Origin of the sequence: Pseudoalteromonas sp. APC 3694 (assembly GCF_030407565.1) — a bacterium.
GTDB lineage: Bacteria > Pseudomonadota > Gammaproteobacteria > Enterobacterales > Alteromonadaceae > Pseudoalteromonas > Pseudoalteromonas tetraodonis.
In genome coordinates this window covers 1-13,029 of record NZ_JASDDE010000013.1, presented here as the reverse complement: position 1 = coordinate 13,029, position 13,029 = coordinate 1, and the positions used below count along the sequence as shown (strand labels likewise).

Sequence of the window (13,029 nt, the reverse complement as noted above, 5' to 3'; positions counted from 1 at the left end):
TATTAGGAATTTACAAATGGATTTAGGTAAAAGAGTAGAAAAAAGACGTATTCAGTTAGGGATGACACAAGCGCAATTAGGTCTAATAGCGGGCTTAGCACAAAACTCTATTCACAATATTGAATCTGGCGAAACAAAACGCCCCCGTAAAATAGATGCACTCGCGGAAGCTCTAAACTGTACCCCAGAATATTTGCTGTTTGGGATTGGTGAAACTCAATCTGATCAGAAAAGTGCTAACAATAATGTTTCACCAGGACCAACAATTAAAGCCACCGCCCCACTAATAAGCTGGGTGCAAGCAGGTAGCTGGTCTGAAATAACTGAAATTAAAGCCTATGACGCAGAGCGCTTTATGTGCCCAGTTAATTGCAGTGATCTTACGTTTGTATTAAAAGTCCAAGGCATTAGCATGGAGCCAAAGTTTGATGAGGGTGATTTAATTTTTGTAGACCCTGAAGCCGAATGCATCCACGGTTCGTATGTAGTAGCCCGCCTAGACGACGACAACCAAGCCACTTTTAAACAGCTGATTATAGAAAATGGCCACAAATTCCTGAAAGCCGCCAACCCCAACTGGCCTGAGCAATTAATACCAATTAATGGCAACTGCACATTGGTGGGTAAAGTGGTGTTTGCTGGCAAGTCGTTTTAATTAACTAAACACCAGGCACAAAAAAGCCCGCGTTTGCGGGCTGTTTTTTTAATTACTTTTGGGTTTTTTAATGGGGTTATTTTCCCACTTAACCGCTAGTTTTTCAAAGTTACAATAAGCTGTTTTTTGCCCTTGTGAACGAATGATATTTATAAAAGGCTTGCACCTTTCATGGACATTCACAATAGTTGAATACATGCTGTTTTTTAGTATTCTTTCAGCGTATACACCTTCATCAACACCTACAGATAAGTACTCATAAAAGTTTAATACATAACGAATATGCTGTGCTTCCTCAGCGGCTGCATGTTCATCATAAGCAAACGTTTCTATGGATTTTGTAGGGTCTTTATGAACTTTGTAAATTGCGCCAATTGCATTTTTAAGCTTGTCGTCACCTTTAATTACTAAAATTGTATCCAGTGAGTTCTTCTTTTTTGCAAGTTGACGGTTTGAAATTATGGCTGATATGGCAATTATCGACGCTATAGTTCCAAAGCTTGCTGTGGCTATGGCTGATAATTGCCCATTAGGTATGTTTTCTAACAAAGGATCCTTCCCTTATACAGGTTCGTAATCGTCCTTAAACGTACGGGTTGGAGTTACATATTGATTGTTCATAATCACTCTCCTAAATTGCTGATTAGTCCATGGGTTGCAATAAACTTAGCACACCCACTGTTGTAATAGTAGCATGTTGCTGCTGATACTAAAAGAAACATATAAAGACAGCAAGAACTATATGCACTGATATGACACTCTATAAGACGCCATTAAGCGCTTATAGTTCTCTTTAAAATTTATATCCTGCTCATCAGTATTGCTTTCTTCTCTGTAAACTCTTGCTCGTTTAATATCCCCAGCTCCTTTAGTTCACCGAGTTTTTTAAGTTGTTCGTATACGTCTTCTTTTGGTTCTGCTGGTTCTGCTGGTTCTGCACTGAGTATAGGCTTTGTTGGTGAGCTGCCTGAATTTTCTTGTGCTTTTTCAATTTCTGATACTAATTTTTCATTATCTTCTTTATTAAAGCTTTTAAACTCTATTTCATTACCTGAGCTGTAAATAAATATTGTGTGTTTCATCAATGCTGATTGGCGCTCTAAGGAGTTAATGTTTTTTAATGGTATTGATTCTATAACTTCACCCATTATTCCTTTTCGGTAAAAAACCACTCGCTCTGGTGTTACAAGTAAAACCCCATTGTGTTGGGTGTCACTTCCTTTACCCATTGCATTACCAATATAGCCTTCGCTCCATGCAATAATTCTTTCATTTTGTTTTAGGTGTAGCTCTTTAAATTTAACTATGTGCTTTGGTTCTTTAGCCATGCCTTATCCTTATATTTTCCATAATGTTGCAATTGCTAGATTAAGTTAGCGTTCAGTTTTTAACAAGCTGGGGATTTATACAGCTTTTTTATAACAGAATCGTAAATTTGTTACCCGTTATATTTACCGTAGTTTCATCTATCTTTTTTAAGGCTTTACTATTTAGGTCCATCAATTGCGCTTTAATTTTAAAAGTAGCTACTTGGTTTTTTTTATCTACATCTACAACGGTCAATTGTGCGTAGGTTGCATGGTTTGATGAGCGAATAAATGTTTGCCCATTTAATTCAGCAAACACTGCAAAGTTAGTATTATTTTTTGATTCAGAAAAAAATTTAGTCCCTGTTTTAATATCTTTTTTTCTGATCGCAAATGAGTAGTGGTTTTGTGGGTTTTCTCCAAATGATACAACAACTGACTTGTCTATCCCTTGAATGAAATTAAATGCGGTTACTTCTGTATATTTGTGTGTTTCTACGCCTGAGCAACCTGATAAAAATAATGCTAACCCTGTTGCCACAATCCATATTTTGGTATCCATCCTAGTTACCTTACTTGTTCCTAATTTATTTAATATAGTAAAATTAAGCGTTAATTCAATGTTTTTAACTTCATAGATAATCATAAACTTCTAAAAACCGCCAATCCCAATAAACTGTAATTGTACGCTAGTTCGTAAAGTGGTTTTTTGCAGGAAAATCGATTTAGTTTTACTATATTACAGGCACAAAAAAGCCCGCATGATGCGGGCTTTATTAGCTGCCTAGACTTCTGTGAGCTGGGATGGGAATTCCTCTTAAAGGCGTGTCTTCTAAAATAGATTCAATTATCTTTTTCGAAGATTGTGCAACAAAATTTAAGAAAAACCATTCATTATCTTGGCCGATTGTTTCTTCTAAAATATCATCGCCATAGAGACAAAATACGGCAGTAAATTTTAACTTTAAACTAAATATTTTCACATCCGTATCTTGTTCAAACCCTTCAAGTACTGAGTTTACTTCTATCTGTATATCTCTTTTAAGATTCTCTTTATCCGATTCGTCTTCTATAACAATAACATCGTTATCAATCTCGTTTGAGTAATTGTAATACCCTTTTCCTTCATGATCAGAAAACATATCAAAATCAACAGATGTTAAGTTGTGGCCTTTATAGAATAAGTTCTTTAAGTCCATTGTTTAGTGCTCTTCAAATGTATGGTTGATAAAAGTTGATTTAGTATTCATGTCCCACGTATTAGCTATATCGAAGGCCATATCGAAATCTCTTGTTATAGGAGTACTTTTCAGGTTTTTGTGAATAACATGGACTTGCTGAATTTCTCCAATCCCGCGCTCTAAAAGCTCGCAAATATATTCATTAAGTGACTTGCCATTTTCTCTAGCTTTTAAGAAAACTTTTTTATGAAGCTCGTTTCCTACTCTCACATTAAAAGTTCCTGACATTGTTTTATCAGGTTGCTTTCCTAATAATTCACAAGTCTCCAAATAATCATCTACGGATGACTCAAACTCTTTACGAAGCTCAGCAAGATTAGTTGCTTCATAAGTAATCAGATCATTTATGCATTCAATTTTGCCATAAACCACACCTTCTTCTAGGCAAACTTCAACAGAACCTAAAAAGCCTTTGTACTTTAGACATTTACTCATTATCTATTAACTCCATTTCAACTAACTTAGTAGTGACTTGTTCAATTATATACCTCTTTAAAATATTACCTGGATGAGGCTCATGTATAATTATTATTGTTTTTGTTTCATTATGAACAAACTTCCTTTTAGAGCCACTCCCCTTAAGTAATTCGAATCCTAAATTGCCAAGCAGGGAATTCATTTCACTCCATGTGAAATCTTTTGGCTTGGATAAAAGCCTATTTCTTAATTTTTCTTGTTTCCCCATTGACTATAGCCTTAAAAATTTGGACTGCAACTATAATTTAGTTGCAGTCGCTTGTACAGTTTAAAATTCACTAATTTTAGTTGTTATTATTTACTAAATATTTTTCAACGATCAGTACGCAAATGAATAATTATCGAAAATTATAGTATCTTACGTAATAACCACTTTGTCTAATTTAAACGTTCTAATCCTTATATACACTTCAATAAGAATTTCTCCCACACCTCAATGCTTTGGCGTTTTTCTTTCATGTAGTCGTATCTATCATAATGCACACTTGATACATCAAACTTGTTGTGTTGCTGGAGAATGTCGCGGTTTATTTTATCTATGCCTGCTTTGCCCATAAGTGTTTTACACGTTCTACGTAGATCGCGAGGGTTAAAGTTTGGCACTTTGTTTTTTTCACACCAACGTAATATTGCCATTCTTAATGTTGATACGTGGGCGGTTGCTGTTGGGTTGTCGCGATGCGGGAACATTTGCCCAGCTTTACCGCTTTGCTGCATTAGCTCTTGAATAATGGGTATTGCGGTTTCGCATAGTGGCACTATGTGATCGCCCCGTTGTTGTACTTTTATTCTGCTGGCTGGAATGGTGAATGTTTTGCTTTCTAAATCAAAGTCACTTACGTACGAGCCGTAAACCTCGTTTACCCGTTGGCCACCTAACAACAATGCCAGCTTTATATATTGGTGGGTGTAATAAGGTAGGTCGTCGGCGTTCCACACTTTTTTAAGCTCATCTTCGTTTAGCCAGCGTTCGCCTTTGTTTTTTGGCGTTTCAAAATTAATGTCTCTGATGAAGTTTGTTTTTATGTCGTATAGGTTTGGCTTTTTGTATTGCTCTGGTGAGTTATCAAAATCTATAGCAAATTTTAATATGCTCATTAGTATGCTGCGAACTAGTCGCGCTTGTTCTTTTGCGCCACGATTATAAACACGGTAAATAATGTCGCGGGCCATGTCTATGGTGAACTCGTCGGGCATTAATTCGGGTTTTATAAACGGGGTAATGTTTCTTTTAATGAGCTTTTCAGTTCGGTCTATTGTTGACTCTGCCCAGCGTGTGCTTATGAATACATTAAAGTCATCGAGCATTTTTAACATGGTACGCTTTGCTGATGATTCGAACTCGGCTTTTTGAGTTTCTAATTGGTGTTCTTGCGGGTCGATATTGTCACTTAATAAGACGGCTATTTTGGCATGTTTACTGCGCGCTGTTTTAAGATCGACGGTTGGGTAATTACCAAGGCCTATTACTTTACGCTTGCCATTTATGTGATACTGAACCCGAAACGTTTTAGCGCCTGATTCACTGACTCTTATTTGTAAGCGCCCTTCGCCATAATTGCCCGACTCGGTTAATACGTAGCGTTTTTCTTTGGCCTTAAGCGCCTTAATTGATTTGTCTGTAAAGTTCATATATTGCCATTTAAAACTGTGACCACCACATGGGTCACAGTTTTGGTCACAGATTAGTATGCGATAACAATAACAGAAAGAGACAAAATGAAAAGCCTTAAGCTTTTAAAAACGAGGGTTTGAAGTGGGTTGCGTCAAGCTAATACTGGATGAAACCTAAAAAACCGACATGCCAAGTAATTCACACATAAAATAAATAAACCTTTAAAAAGCTAAACATAGAATATCGTTCTATTTTTAATAAGCGTACACTGATCATCATAAGTATATTTACTTAATTAAACTTATATTACTACTAGATTAATTGATTTTTTTAATGCTTATATTTTTTTATGATAAGCCAAAATAAACGATTACAGCCAAACTGTTCGTATAACATACAACGCTTTGTAATAATCGTACCGATAACTACACTTTAATCTAAGTAATGTACTTGAAACTTAGCGTTACTAGCGCTACTCTAAACGAGGTGGTCTGACCTCTATTAAGGAATTAGCAATGACACTCATATTTACACTCGGTTTAATCGCACTGCTCAGCATTGCGCTTTACCACAGAGCGAGTTGGAACACAGCACTTGGTGTTTCTGCCGCAACATTATTAATTGGTACCTTTGCTGGTGCTTTTGGTTTAATTAGCTGGGTGATTTTTTTAATCATCGCAGTGCCTCTTTCTGTTACTGGCATTCGTCAGCAATATATTATCAAGCCTATTTTCAAGGTCTTCAAAAAAGTTACACCGAGCATGTCTGACACCGAAAAGTCAGCTATTGATGCCGGTACAACTTGGTGGGAAGCTGATTTATTTTGTGGTAACCCAGATTGGAAAAAGCTTCACCAGTATCCAGTTCCAAAACTTACTATTGAAGAGCAGGCATTTATCGACGGCCCTGTTGAAGTTGTATGTAGTATGCTGGACGATTGGGAAGCTACGCATGAGCTAACTGATTTACCTCAGGATGTATGGCAATATCTAAAAGATAACAAATTCTTTGCCATGATCATTAAAAAGGAATACGGCGGCTTAGAATTCTCTGCATTTGCACAATCGTGTGTACTGCAAAAACTAACCAGTAAATCAACATTGCTTTCGTCAATTGTTGGTGTACCTAACTCGTTAGGCCCGGGTGAGTTATTACAGCACTATGGTACTGAAGATCAAAAAAATCATTACTTACCGCGTTTAGCAAGCGGTCAAGAAATTCCATGTTTTGCTCTTACTTCGCCAGAGGCAGGTTCTGATGCAAGCTCAATTCCAGACTACGGTGTAGTATGTAAAGGGCAATGGAATGGCGAAGAAGTAGTCGGTGTAAGCCTTACATGGAACAAGCGTTACATTACACTTGCACCTGTAGCTACGGTGCTTGGTCTAGCATTTAAATTACAAGATCCAGATGGATTATTAAGTGACGTTAAAGAGCCTGGTATTACCTGTGCACTTATCCCAACAGATACCCCTGGGGTAGAAATTGGTCGTCGTCACTTCCCGCTTAATGTGCCGTTCCAAAATGGCCCTACTCGCGGTAAAGATATTTTTGTACCACTTGATTACATTATTGGTGGCCCAGAAATGGCTGGTCAAGGCTGGCGTATGCTGGTTGAGTGTTTATCGGTTGGTCGTGCAATTACATTGCCGTCAAATTCAGCCGGAGGCATTAAAATGATTGCTGTAGCAACCGGTGCTTACAGCCGTATTCGTCGTCAATTCCGCTTACCAATTGGTAAAATGGAAGGGGTTGAAGAGTCAATGGCGAAGCTTGCCGGTTATGCTTACAGCTCAGACGCTGCAGTAAGTATGTCTACGGGCGCGGTTGATTTAGGCGAAAAACCATCTGTTATTTCGGCCATTATTAAATACCACCTTACCGAGCAAATGCGCGATTCAACCATTCATGCAATGGACGTGCTAGGCGGTAAAGGGATCATGCTTGGGCCAAATAACTATTTGGGTCGAGGCTATCAAGGTGCACCTATTGCCATTACCGTTGAAGGTGCAAACATCTTGACCCGTAATATGATTATTTATGGTCAAGGTGCTATTCGTTGTCATCCATTTGTACTTACCGAGCTAGGTGCGTGTGAAATTGAAGACCGCGAAGAAGCGCTTAACGTATTTGATAAAGCGCTAATGGGCCACATTGGCTTTACCATGTCTAACCTAGTGCGCACTAAGTGGCTTGCACTTACTGGCGCTCGCTTTACTAGCGTGCCGTACAAAGACGAAACGGCAGAGTTTTATCGTATAGCTTCACGCTTTAGTGCATCACTTGCACTTATGTCTGATATTAGTATGGCAGTATTTGGTGGTTCACTTAAACGTAAAGAACGTATTTCAGCACGCTTAGGTGACTTATTAAGCTACCTTTACTTAGTGTCTGCAACGCTTAAACGTTATAACGACGAAGGCCGTAAAAAAGAAGATTTTGCACTGGTTCAGTGGAGCTGTCAGGATCACCTTTACCACTGTCAACGTGCGCTTGCTGATTTAATCAACAATATGCCATCTGCACCACTTCGTGGCGTATTAAAAGTATTGTTATTCCCGTTTGGTCGCCCGGTTCGTAAACCTACCGACAAACTTGAGCATAAACTAGCGCAATTACTGCAAGTGCCTAGCGAAACGCGTAATCGTTTAGCAAGTTATGTATACCTTACAAACGAGCCGCTTAACCTTGTAGGTCGTCAAGAGCAAACGCTTAAAGACGTGCTAGAGGTAGAGCCTTTATTTGAACGCGTATGTAAAGAGAAAGGCGTTAAATTGCCATTCTTCCAACTTGATAAAGTGGCGCAAATGGGCTTAGAAGCCGGCATTTTAAGCCAAGCTGAAGCTGATAAGTTAGCAGCTGTTGAACAAGCTCGCTTAGACGTTATTAACGTTGACGACTTTGACCCTGCAGATTTACTTGCCGGCAAAGCAGCGCGTAATAGCAAAGCTAAATCTAAAAAGGCAGATGCCGCTTAACTAATTTAGTAAAGCTAGCAGCAACCCTGTTGAAATTAGCCAAACCAGCGCATAATGCGCTGGTTTTTTTTGTGCAAGGTAAGCCTGTAATACACACCACATATTTCCAATGACAAATAATACAATATGAGTGTAACCAAAAATAACGCTATAACTTATTGTGGCTAATAAAAACAGCAATATGCTAGGTAAAAAATGGCTAATATAAAAGGCGCGTTCTTGCTCGCATGTTTTAAAAAATAATCGATACTGCTCATACACCCTACCGCAATCAAATTGCAATGAACTACTAAAGAGTACAATAAAAGCCATGGCTAATATCACAAGTATAGGTACTAAATCAGCACGTTCGTTTATTAGCGCAGCTGATGCCATGAATACACATAAAAGTAACGACACGCGCCAAACAAGTGTCCAACAATGGTTTAATAAATAACAAAACCAAAAGCCCAATAATGAACTTACTGCAATACGCCCTTTAACATTAACCACGGGGACAAAAAGGCTCAGCGCAAACAATAAAGTAAAGCCCATATGATAAGTGAGCGGCTGCATATGAATAGGAACCAGCACTAATATCACGCTAAACAAAAAGCCATATACCAGTGCGCTGGTTTTGTATAAACACAAAACGCCCAAGCTAAACTGCAGCAACATAAATACAATAAAATGCGGTACTTTAACCCATTGTGATAGCGTTAAATCTAGCGCAATTAATACACTGGCTATAAGCCATGCATTACTGAGCGTTAATAGTTTAATATCGACTAAATATAACCAAACTGATCGTGCAATAGTTTGCTGAAATAACCGCTGCTTACTATTTTTAATTGCTGACTTCATTGCGCTGAGCATCACACTTTGTAGTAACAAATAAAATAAAGCCATTTGTGCACCGTATTGGGGTGCTGCGCTGCTGTCTATAATTTTTCCAAGGCCTAAAAAAAGTAGCAATATCAAACCCAACACTGACGAGCCTAACACCACTAAAAATAACAACCCAAAGCTTTTTAGTTGTAACAATAATTGCGTGAGTTCAGTTTTGTAAGCCTGATAACGATAATCCATAAAAGAGCGATATTGCCCGATTGATTGTTTTAAATTTGCAATCATAACGGTATACACTCAAAGCCACGCTCAATAAATGGCGCTGGTTCATGGCAGGTGATGACTATTTGCCCATTTGGCTTATCTATTAGATATTCATCAAGCAGTACTAATAAATACTGAATACTGGCTTGATCAAGTGCTGCGCTGGGTTCGTCTAGAAGTAAATAAGGTGCATCACGCATAAGCGCTAAAATTAACTGGCATTTCTTTTGATTACCTGACGACAGCGCATCAAAACGAGTATTTAAAAATTCATTGAAATTAAACCCATCTATTATTGTCGTTGGCCAATCACAATCCAGCGTATTCGCAGATAAGTTAATTATTTGCTTTGCAGTCAAAAAGTCGGGTAAAGCAATACGGTCTGAGGCTATAGCAACTTGCTTATGTGGTTCGGTTAATGCTTTGCCTGAAAACAAAATCTGCCCACTTTGGCGCGTTTCAAGCTCAGCTAGCATCATCAACAACGTTGTTTTACCTAGGCCATTTGGCGCTTCAATGCATATTTTAGGTGCACAAAATTGCACGCTATAGCCACTGTACAATACGTTTTCAGCAAACTGTTTATGTAACCCAATGACTTCTATCATAAATACTCCCTGATTTTGAAAGTGAATTATAACTGGTTTTCTATTTTTGTGGGCTACATGGTTTGTAACACTTTATTGCAGTTCGAATAGGCTAATTACTTGCGTTTAAAAAATGTTCGGTTAACACTAAAAGTCTATAATTATAATCCAAGGAATGTATCTATGAAAAAAGCCCTCAAATTTGCCTGTATTACCTGTGCAGTATCAATTGCATTAACAGGTTGCAGTCAATCTAATAATTCAGCCTCTACCCCTGTGGCAACTGAGCAAACACAACAAGTAAAAACCTATAACGCTAAAACCTTTTTTGATACAACATCTATCATGGGCAGTAGCTTTTCCCCGACTGGCGATAAAGTTCTAGTTAGTAGCGATGAAAGCGGTATCTATAGCCTCTATGAAGTCGATGTAAAAACAGCAAGTAAAACGCGCCTAACCAATTTTGAAGACAGCACCTACCCTATTCGCTATTTCCCAAATGATGAGCGTGTACTATTTACCAAGGACTCAGGCGGTAATGAGCGCTACCATGTTTATGTGCGTGAAGTTGATGGTTCAATCAAAGATTTAACTCCAGGGGAAGAAACCCGCGCGAGTTTTGCAGGCTTTACTAAAGGTGGCAGTCAGTTTTTTATTACCAGTAATCAACGCGATGCCAAGTTTATGGACTTGTATCGTGTAGATAGCAAAACCTATAAAGTCACGCCCGTTTATCAAAACACACAAGGACTAGATGTGGGCGCAATTAGTCCCGATGGACGCTACATTGCATTGTCTAAAAATAATACCAATAAAGACAGCGATACGTTTATCCTTGATACCTATAAGAAAACCCTCAAGCCGCAATTAATTTCAAAACACGATACACCAGCACAATATACGCCTGAGACCTTCTCTGTAGACAGCAAATATTTATACTACTCAACAGACGCTAAAGGAGAGTTTTCAGAGGTGTGGCAATATGAGCTCGCCACAGGCAAGCACAGTCCAGCATTAAAAGATGATTGGGACGTTAGCTTTATTTATTTTTCTAAATCTGGGCGTTACCAAGTAAGCGGTGTAAATGCTGATGCCAGCACAAAGGTCACAGTAAAAGACACGCAAACAGCGGATGAAATTGCCATGCCTAAATTACCTGCGGGAAATCTACGTGGTGTGAATTTCTCAAGCGATGAGAAAACCATGGCGTTTTATTTAAATTCAGATACCTCACCAAGCAACTTATTTGTTTGGCAAGTTGGCAGTAATGAAGCCAAGCAACTTACCAACACATTAAGTGAAGATATAGATCAAAACGACTTAGTAGAGAGCACCATTGTGCGCTTTAAAAGTTTTGATGGTTTAGAAATACCGGGCGTATTATACAAACCAAAACAAGCCAGCAGCACCAATAAAGTACCTGCACTTATTTGGGTGCATGGCGGCCCAGGTGGGCAAAGCCGAACTGGTTATAGCGCAATGCAGCAACATTTAGTTAATCATGGCTATGCTATTTTTGCCGTCAATAACCGCGGTAGCTCAGGCTATGGTAAAACATTTTTCCATTTAGACGATAAAAAACATGGCACCGATGATCTACAAGATATTGTCTACGGTAAAAAACACTTACAAAGTCTAGATTGGGTCGATGCAGATAAAATCGGCATCATGGGTGGTAGCTACGGCGGCTTTATGACCGCAGCCGCGCTTGCCTTTGAACCGGAAGAGTTCAAAGTAGGTATCAATATTTTTGGTGTGACTAACTGGGTACGCACACTGAACTCAATTCCACCATGGTGGGAAAGCTTTAAAAAGGCGCTTTACGATGAAATGGGCGATCCTGCCACCGATGGTGAACGTCACCGTGCTATTTCACCGCTGTTTCATGCCGATAACATCACTAAGCCTTTAATGGTGATACAAGGTGCTAATGATCCACGCGTATTACAAGTTGAAAGCGATGAGTTGGTTGCTGCGGTTAAAGCTAATGGTGTGCCAGTAGAATATGTATTATTTGATGATGAAGGACACGGTTTTAGCAAAAAAGAAAACCGTATCAGCGCCTCAAACGCCTACCTCAACTTTTTAGATACTTACTTAAAAGAGTTATTTGGCCCACAAGGATAATTGCAAGCCAATTTATATTAAAGCCTGCTGCGTTTTCATGTACGCAGGCTTTTTATTACTTTTTTATTGCTTGGTTAATCTGGGTTCCAGTAAAGCAAACGCCAAACCAAATACAGCAGCCAAAATACCTAAAAACTCAAACCAACTATTGCCTGCATGTGGTATTGTTCGCGAGAGTTCATCTACGTTATAAAGTCGTTTACCTCCCTCGACTTCTTCAACAAATGATTCACCGATGTATTCATCCATTAACTTAAAACTGGGTACCCTTCTGGCCAGCATTTCACGAGTTTTTTCCTCTCTTTTCTCGCGGTTTGAATCAATAATATAATTGCTCCAATGAGTATATATATATTTAGAGGTTCATCATTTTTGATCACACCCAGTGATTTATATTCGTAAAAGCGTTCATTGAACAGATAATTTTTATGTCCTGCATAAAATAATGCACAGCCAAAAGAAATCAGAAACATAGCGAGGTATATAATTTTACGCTGTGCGACTGAGCTCTTTACTGCTTTACTTTTAAACCACAGCTCTAAATCGGGTATTTGCATGAGTCTTGTTTTGTCATGGCTGTAGGTAAGGGGCTTCATAAACTCATCAATTGAAAGGTCTAATTCTATCAATAAAGCTTTAAATATTTCATTCGAGGGAATTGATTTATCGTTTTCAAGTTTTGATAAATAACTCTGCTCTATCCCCACTTGCTGGGCAAGTTCAGGTTGGCTCAATTTTTTATTATTTCTCAGCTGCTTTAATTGCTGACCTAATGTACTCATCTTAATGCTTCCTTTTTTAAAGTGAGATTAGATCCTTGGTAATTCATGCAGATATAAGAAGCTGAATATTGAAGAATAGACAAGAATATTAGCAGGTTAGTATATAAGAGCCGAGCTGATAGCTGATAGCTGATAGCTGATAGCTGATAGCTGATAGCTGATAGCTGA

Annotated in this window: 14 protein-coding genes; 3 read left to right on the top strand and 11 right to left on the bottom strand. The window is 38.5% G+C overall.

All coding sequences use genetic code 11. From position 1 onward, the window contains the following. Nucleotides 1-16 precede the first annotated feature (16 nt). Nucleotides 17-655, top strand: coding sequence for an XRE family transcriptional regulator (locus tag QMA00_RS06745; RefSeq protein ID WP_290156544.1), 639 nt, complete (start codon nucleotides 17-19; stop codon nucleotides 653-655). Between the two features lie 48 nt (nucleotides 656-703). On the opposite strand, the gene QMA00_RS06740 is transcribed toward QMA00_RS06745, so the two are convergent. The 7 genes from QMA00_RS06740 to QMA00_RS06710 form a co-directional block, all read right to left on the bottom strand. Beyond that, nucleotides 704-1,204, bottom strand: coding sequence for a DUF4760 domain-containing protein (locus QMA00_RS06740; RefSeq protein ID WP_024602767.1), 501 nt, complete (start codon nucleotides 1,202-1,204; stop codon nucleotides 704-706). Between the two features lie 251 nt (nucleotides 1,205-1,455). Further along, nucleotides 1,456-1,983, bottom strand: coding sequence for a PH domain-containing protein (locus QMA00_RS06735; protein WP_215522010.1), 528 nt, complete (start codon nucleotides 1,981-1,983; stop codon nucleotides 1,456-1,458). Nucleotides 1,984-2,071: 88 nt separating this feature from the next. Beyond that, nucleotides 2,072-2,608: a hypothetical protein gene (locus QMA00_RS06730; RefSeq protein ID WP_290156535.1), complete on the bottom strand. Its 537-nt coding sequence runs from the start codon at nucleotides 2,606-2,608 to the stop codon at nucleotides 2,072-2,074. Nucleotides 2,609-2,738: 130 nt separating this feature from the next. Continuing rightward, nucleotides 2,739-3,161, bottom strand: coding sequence for a hypothetical protein (locus QMA00_RS06725; protein WP_290156534.1), 423 nt, complete (start codon nucleotides 3,159-3,161; stop codon nucleotides 2,739-2,741). A 3-nt stretch (nucleotides 3,162-3,164) separates the two neighbouring features. Beyond that, nucleotides 3,165-3,638, bottom strand: a complete 474-nt coding sequence (locus QMA00_RS06720) for a type II toxin-antitoxin system HicB family antitoxin (protein ID WP_290156533.1) — start codon at nucleotides 3,636-3,638, stop codon at nucleotides 3,165-3,167. Further along, nucleotides 3,631-3,888, bottom strand: a complete 258-nt coding sequence (locus QMA00_RS06715) for a type II toxin-antitoxin system HicA family toxin (protein WP_024602772.1) — start codon at nucleotides 3,886-3,888, stop codon at nucleotides 3,631-3,633. Before QMA00_RS06715 ends, QMA00_RS06720 begins: the two co-directional genes overlap by 8 nt. A 191-nt stretch (nucleotides 3,889-4,079) precedes the next feature. After that, nucleotides 4,080-5,312: a site-specific integrase gene (locus tag QMA00_RS06710; protein ID WP_290156530.1), complete on the bottom strand. Its 1,233-nt coding sequence runs from the start codon at nucleotides 5,310-5,312 to the stop codon at nucleotides 4,080-4,082. Between the two features lie 498 nt (nucleotides 5,313-5,810). Between QMA00_RS06710 and fadE the strand changes: the two genes are divergently transcribed. Then, nucleotides 5,811-8,273, top strand: a complete 2,463-nt coding sequence (gene fadE / locus QMA00_RS06705) for an acyl-CoA dehydrogenase FadE (RefSeq protein WP_076921597.1) — start codon at nucleotides 5,811-5,813, stop codon at nucleotides 8,271-8,273. Here fadE and QMA00_RS06700 read toward each other — a convergent pair whose 3' ends face one another. Both QMA00_RS06700 and QMA00_RS06695 read right to left on the bottom strand, forming a co-directional pair. Next, nucleotides 8,274-9,386: a DUF6136 family protein gene (locus QMA00_RS06700; RefSeq protein ID WP_076921594.1), complete on the bottom strand. Its 1,113-nt coding sequence runs from the start codon at nucleotides 9,384-9,386 to the stop codon at nucleotides 8,274-8,276. Further along, complete coding sequence (locus QMA00_RS06695; RefSeq protein WP_076921591.1) at nucleotides 9,383-9,973, bottom strand: ATP-binding cassette domain-containing protein; 591 nt, start codon at nucleotides 9,971-9,973, stop codon at nucleotides 9,383-9,385. Before QMA00_RS06695 ends, QMA00_RS06700 begins: the two co-directional genes overlap by 4 nt. Before the next feature lie 162 nt (nucleotides 9,974-10,135). On the opposite strand from QMA00_RS06695, the gene QMA00_RS06690 reads away from it, so the two are divergent. Continuing rightward, the gene (locus tag QMA00_RS06690; RefSeq protein ID WP_076921589.1) at nucleotides 10,136-12,079 is read left to right on the top strand and encodes a S9 family peptidase; all 1,944 of its coding nucleotides are present in this window, start codon (nucleotides 10,136-10,138) and stop codon (nucleotides 12,077-12,079) included. Between the two features lie 63 nt (nucleotides 12,080-12,142). On the opposite strand, the gene QMA00_RS06685 is transcribed toward QMA00_RS06690, so the two are convergent. After that, nucleotides 12,143-12,328, bottom strand: a complete 186-nt coding sequence (locus QMA00_RS06685; RefSeq protein WP_254843640.1) for a hypothetical protein — start codon at nucleotides 12,326-12,328, stop codon at nucleotides 12,143-12,145. After that, on the bottom strand, nucleotides 12,328-12,861 hold the full coding sequence (locus QMA00_RS06680) for a helix-turn-helix transcriptional regulator (protein WP_254843639.1): 534 nt from the start codon (nucleotides 12,859-12,861) through the stop codon (nucleotides 12,328-12,330). The genes QMA00_RS06685 and QMA00_RS06680 overlap by 1 nt, the downstream gene beginning before the upstream one ends. Between the last annotated feature and the right edge of the window lie 168 nt (nucleotides 12,862-13,029).

What these genes read in the sequence shown, in the direction of transcription:
- QMA00_RS06715 (WP_024602772.1), bottom strand. Translation starts at nt 3,888, where the DNA reads ATGGGGAAACAAGAAAAATTAAGAAATAGGCTTTTATCCAAGCCAAAA.
- QMA00_RS06730 (WP_290156535.1), bottom strand. Translation starts at nt 2,608, where the DNA reads ATGATTATCTATGAAGTTAAAAACATTGAATTAACGCTTAATTTTACT.
- QMA00_RS06690 (WP_076921589.1), top strand. Translation starts at nt 10,136, where the DNA reads ATGAAAAAAGCCCTCAAATTTGCCTGTATTACCTGTGCAGTATCAATT.
- QMA00_RS06735 (WP_215522010.1), bottom strand. Translation starts at nt 1,983, where the DNA reads ATGGCTAAAGAACCAAAGCACATAGTTAAATTTAAAGAGCTACACCTA.
- QMA00_RS06700 (WP_076921594.1), bottom strand. Translation starts at nt 9,386, where the DNA reads ATGATTGCAAATTTAAAACAATCAATCGGGCAATATCGCTCTTTTATG.
- QMA00_RS06680 (WP_254843639.1), bottom strand. Translation starts at nt 12,861, where the DNA reads ATGAGTACATTAGGTCAGCAATTAAAGCAGCTGAGAAATAATAAAAAA.
- fadE (WP_076921597.1), top strand. Translation starts at nt 5,811, where the DNA reads ATGACACTCATATTTACACTCGGTTTAATCGCACTGCTCAGCATTGCG.
- QMA00_RS06710 (WP_290156530.1), bottom strand. Translation starts at nt 5,312, where the DNA reads ATGAACTTTACAGACAAATCAATTAAGGCGCTTAAGGCCAAAGAAAAA.
- QMA00_RS06695 (WP_076921591.1), bottom strand. Translation starts at nt 9,973, where the DNA reads ATGATAGAAGTCATTGGGTTACATAAACAGTTTGCTGAAAACGTATTG.
- QMA00_RS06685 (WP_254843640.1), bottom strand. Translation starts at nt 12,328, where the DNA reads ATGGATGAATACATCGGTGAATCATTTGTTGAAGAAGTCGAGGGAGGT.
- QMA00_RS06720 (WP_290156533.1), bottom strand. Translation starts at nt 3,638, where the DNA reads ATGAGTAAATGTCTAAAGTACAAAGGCTTTTTAGGTTCTGTTGAAGTT.
- QMA00_RS06745 (WP_290156544.1), top strand. Translation starts at nt 17, where the DNA reads ATGGATTTAGGTAAAAGAGTAGAAAAAAGACGTATTCAGTTAGGGATG.
- QMA00_RS06725 (WP_290156534.1), bottom strand. Translation starts at nt 3,161, where the DNA reads ATGGACTTAAAGAACTTATTCTATAAAGGCCACAACTTAACATCTGTT.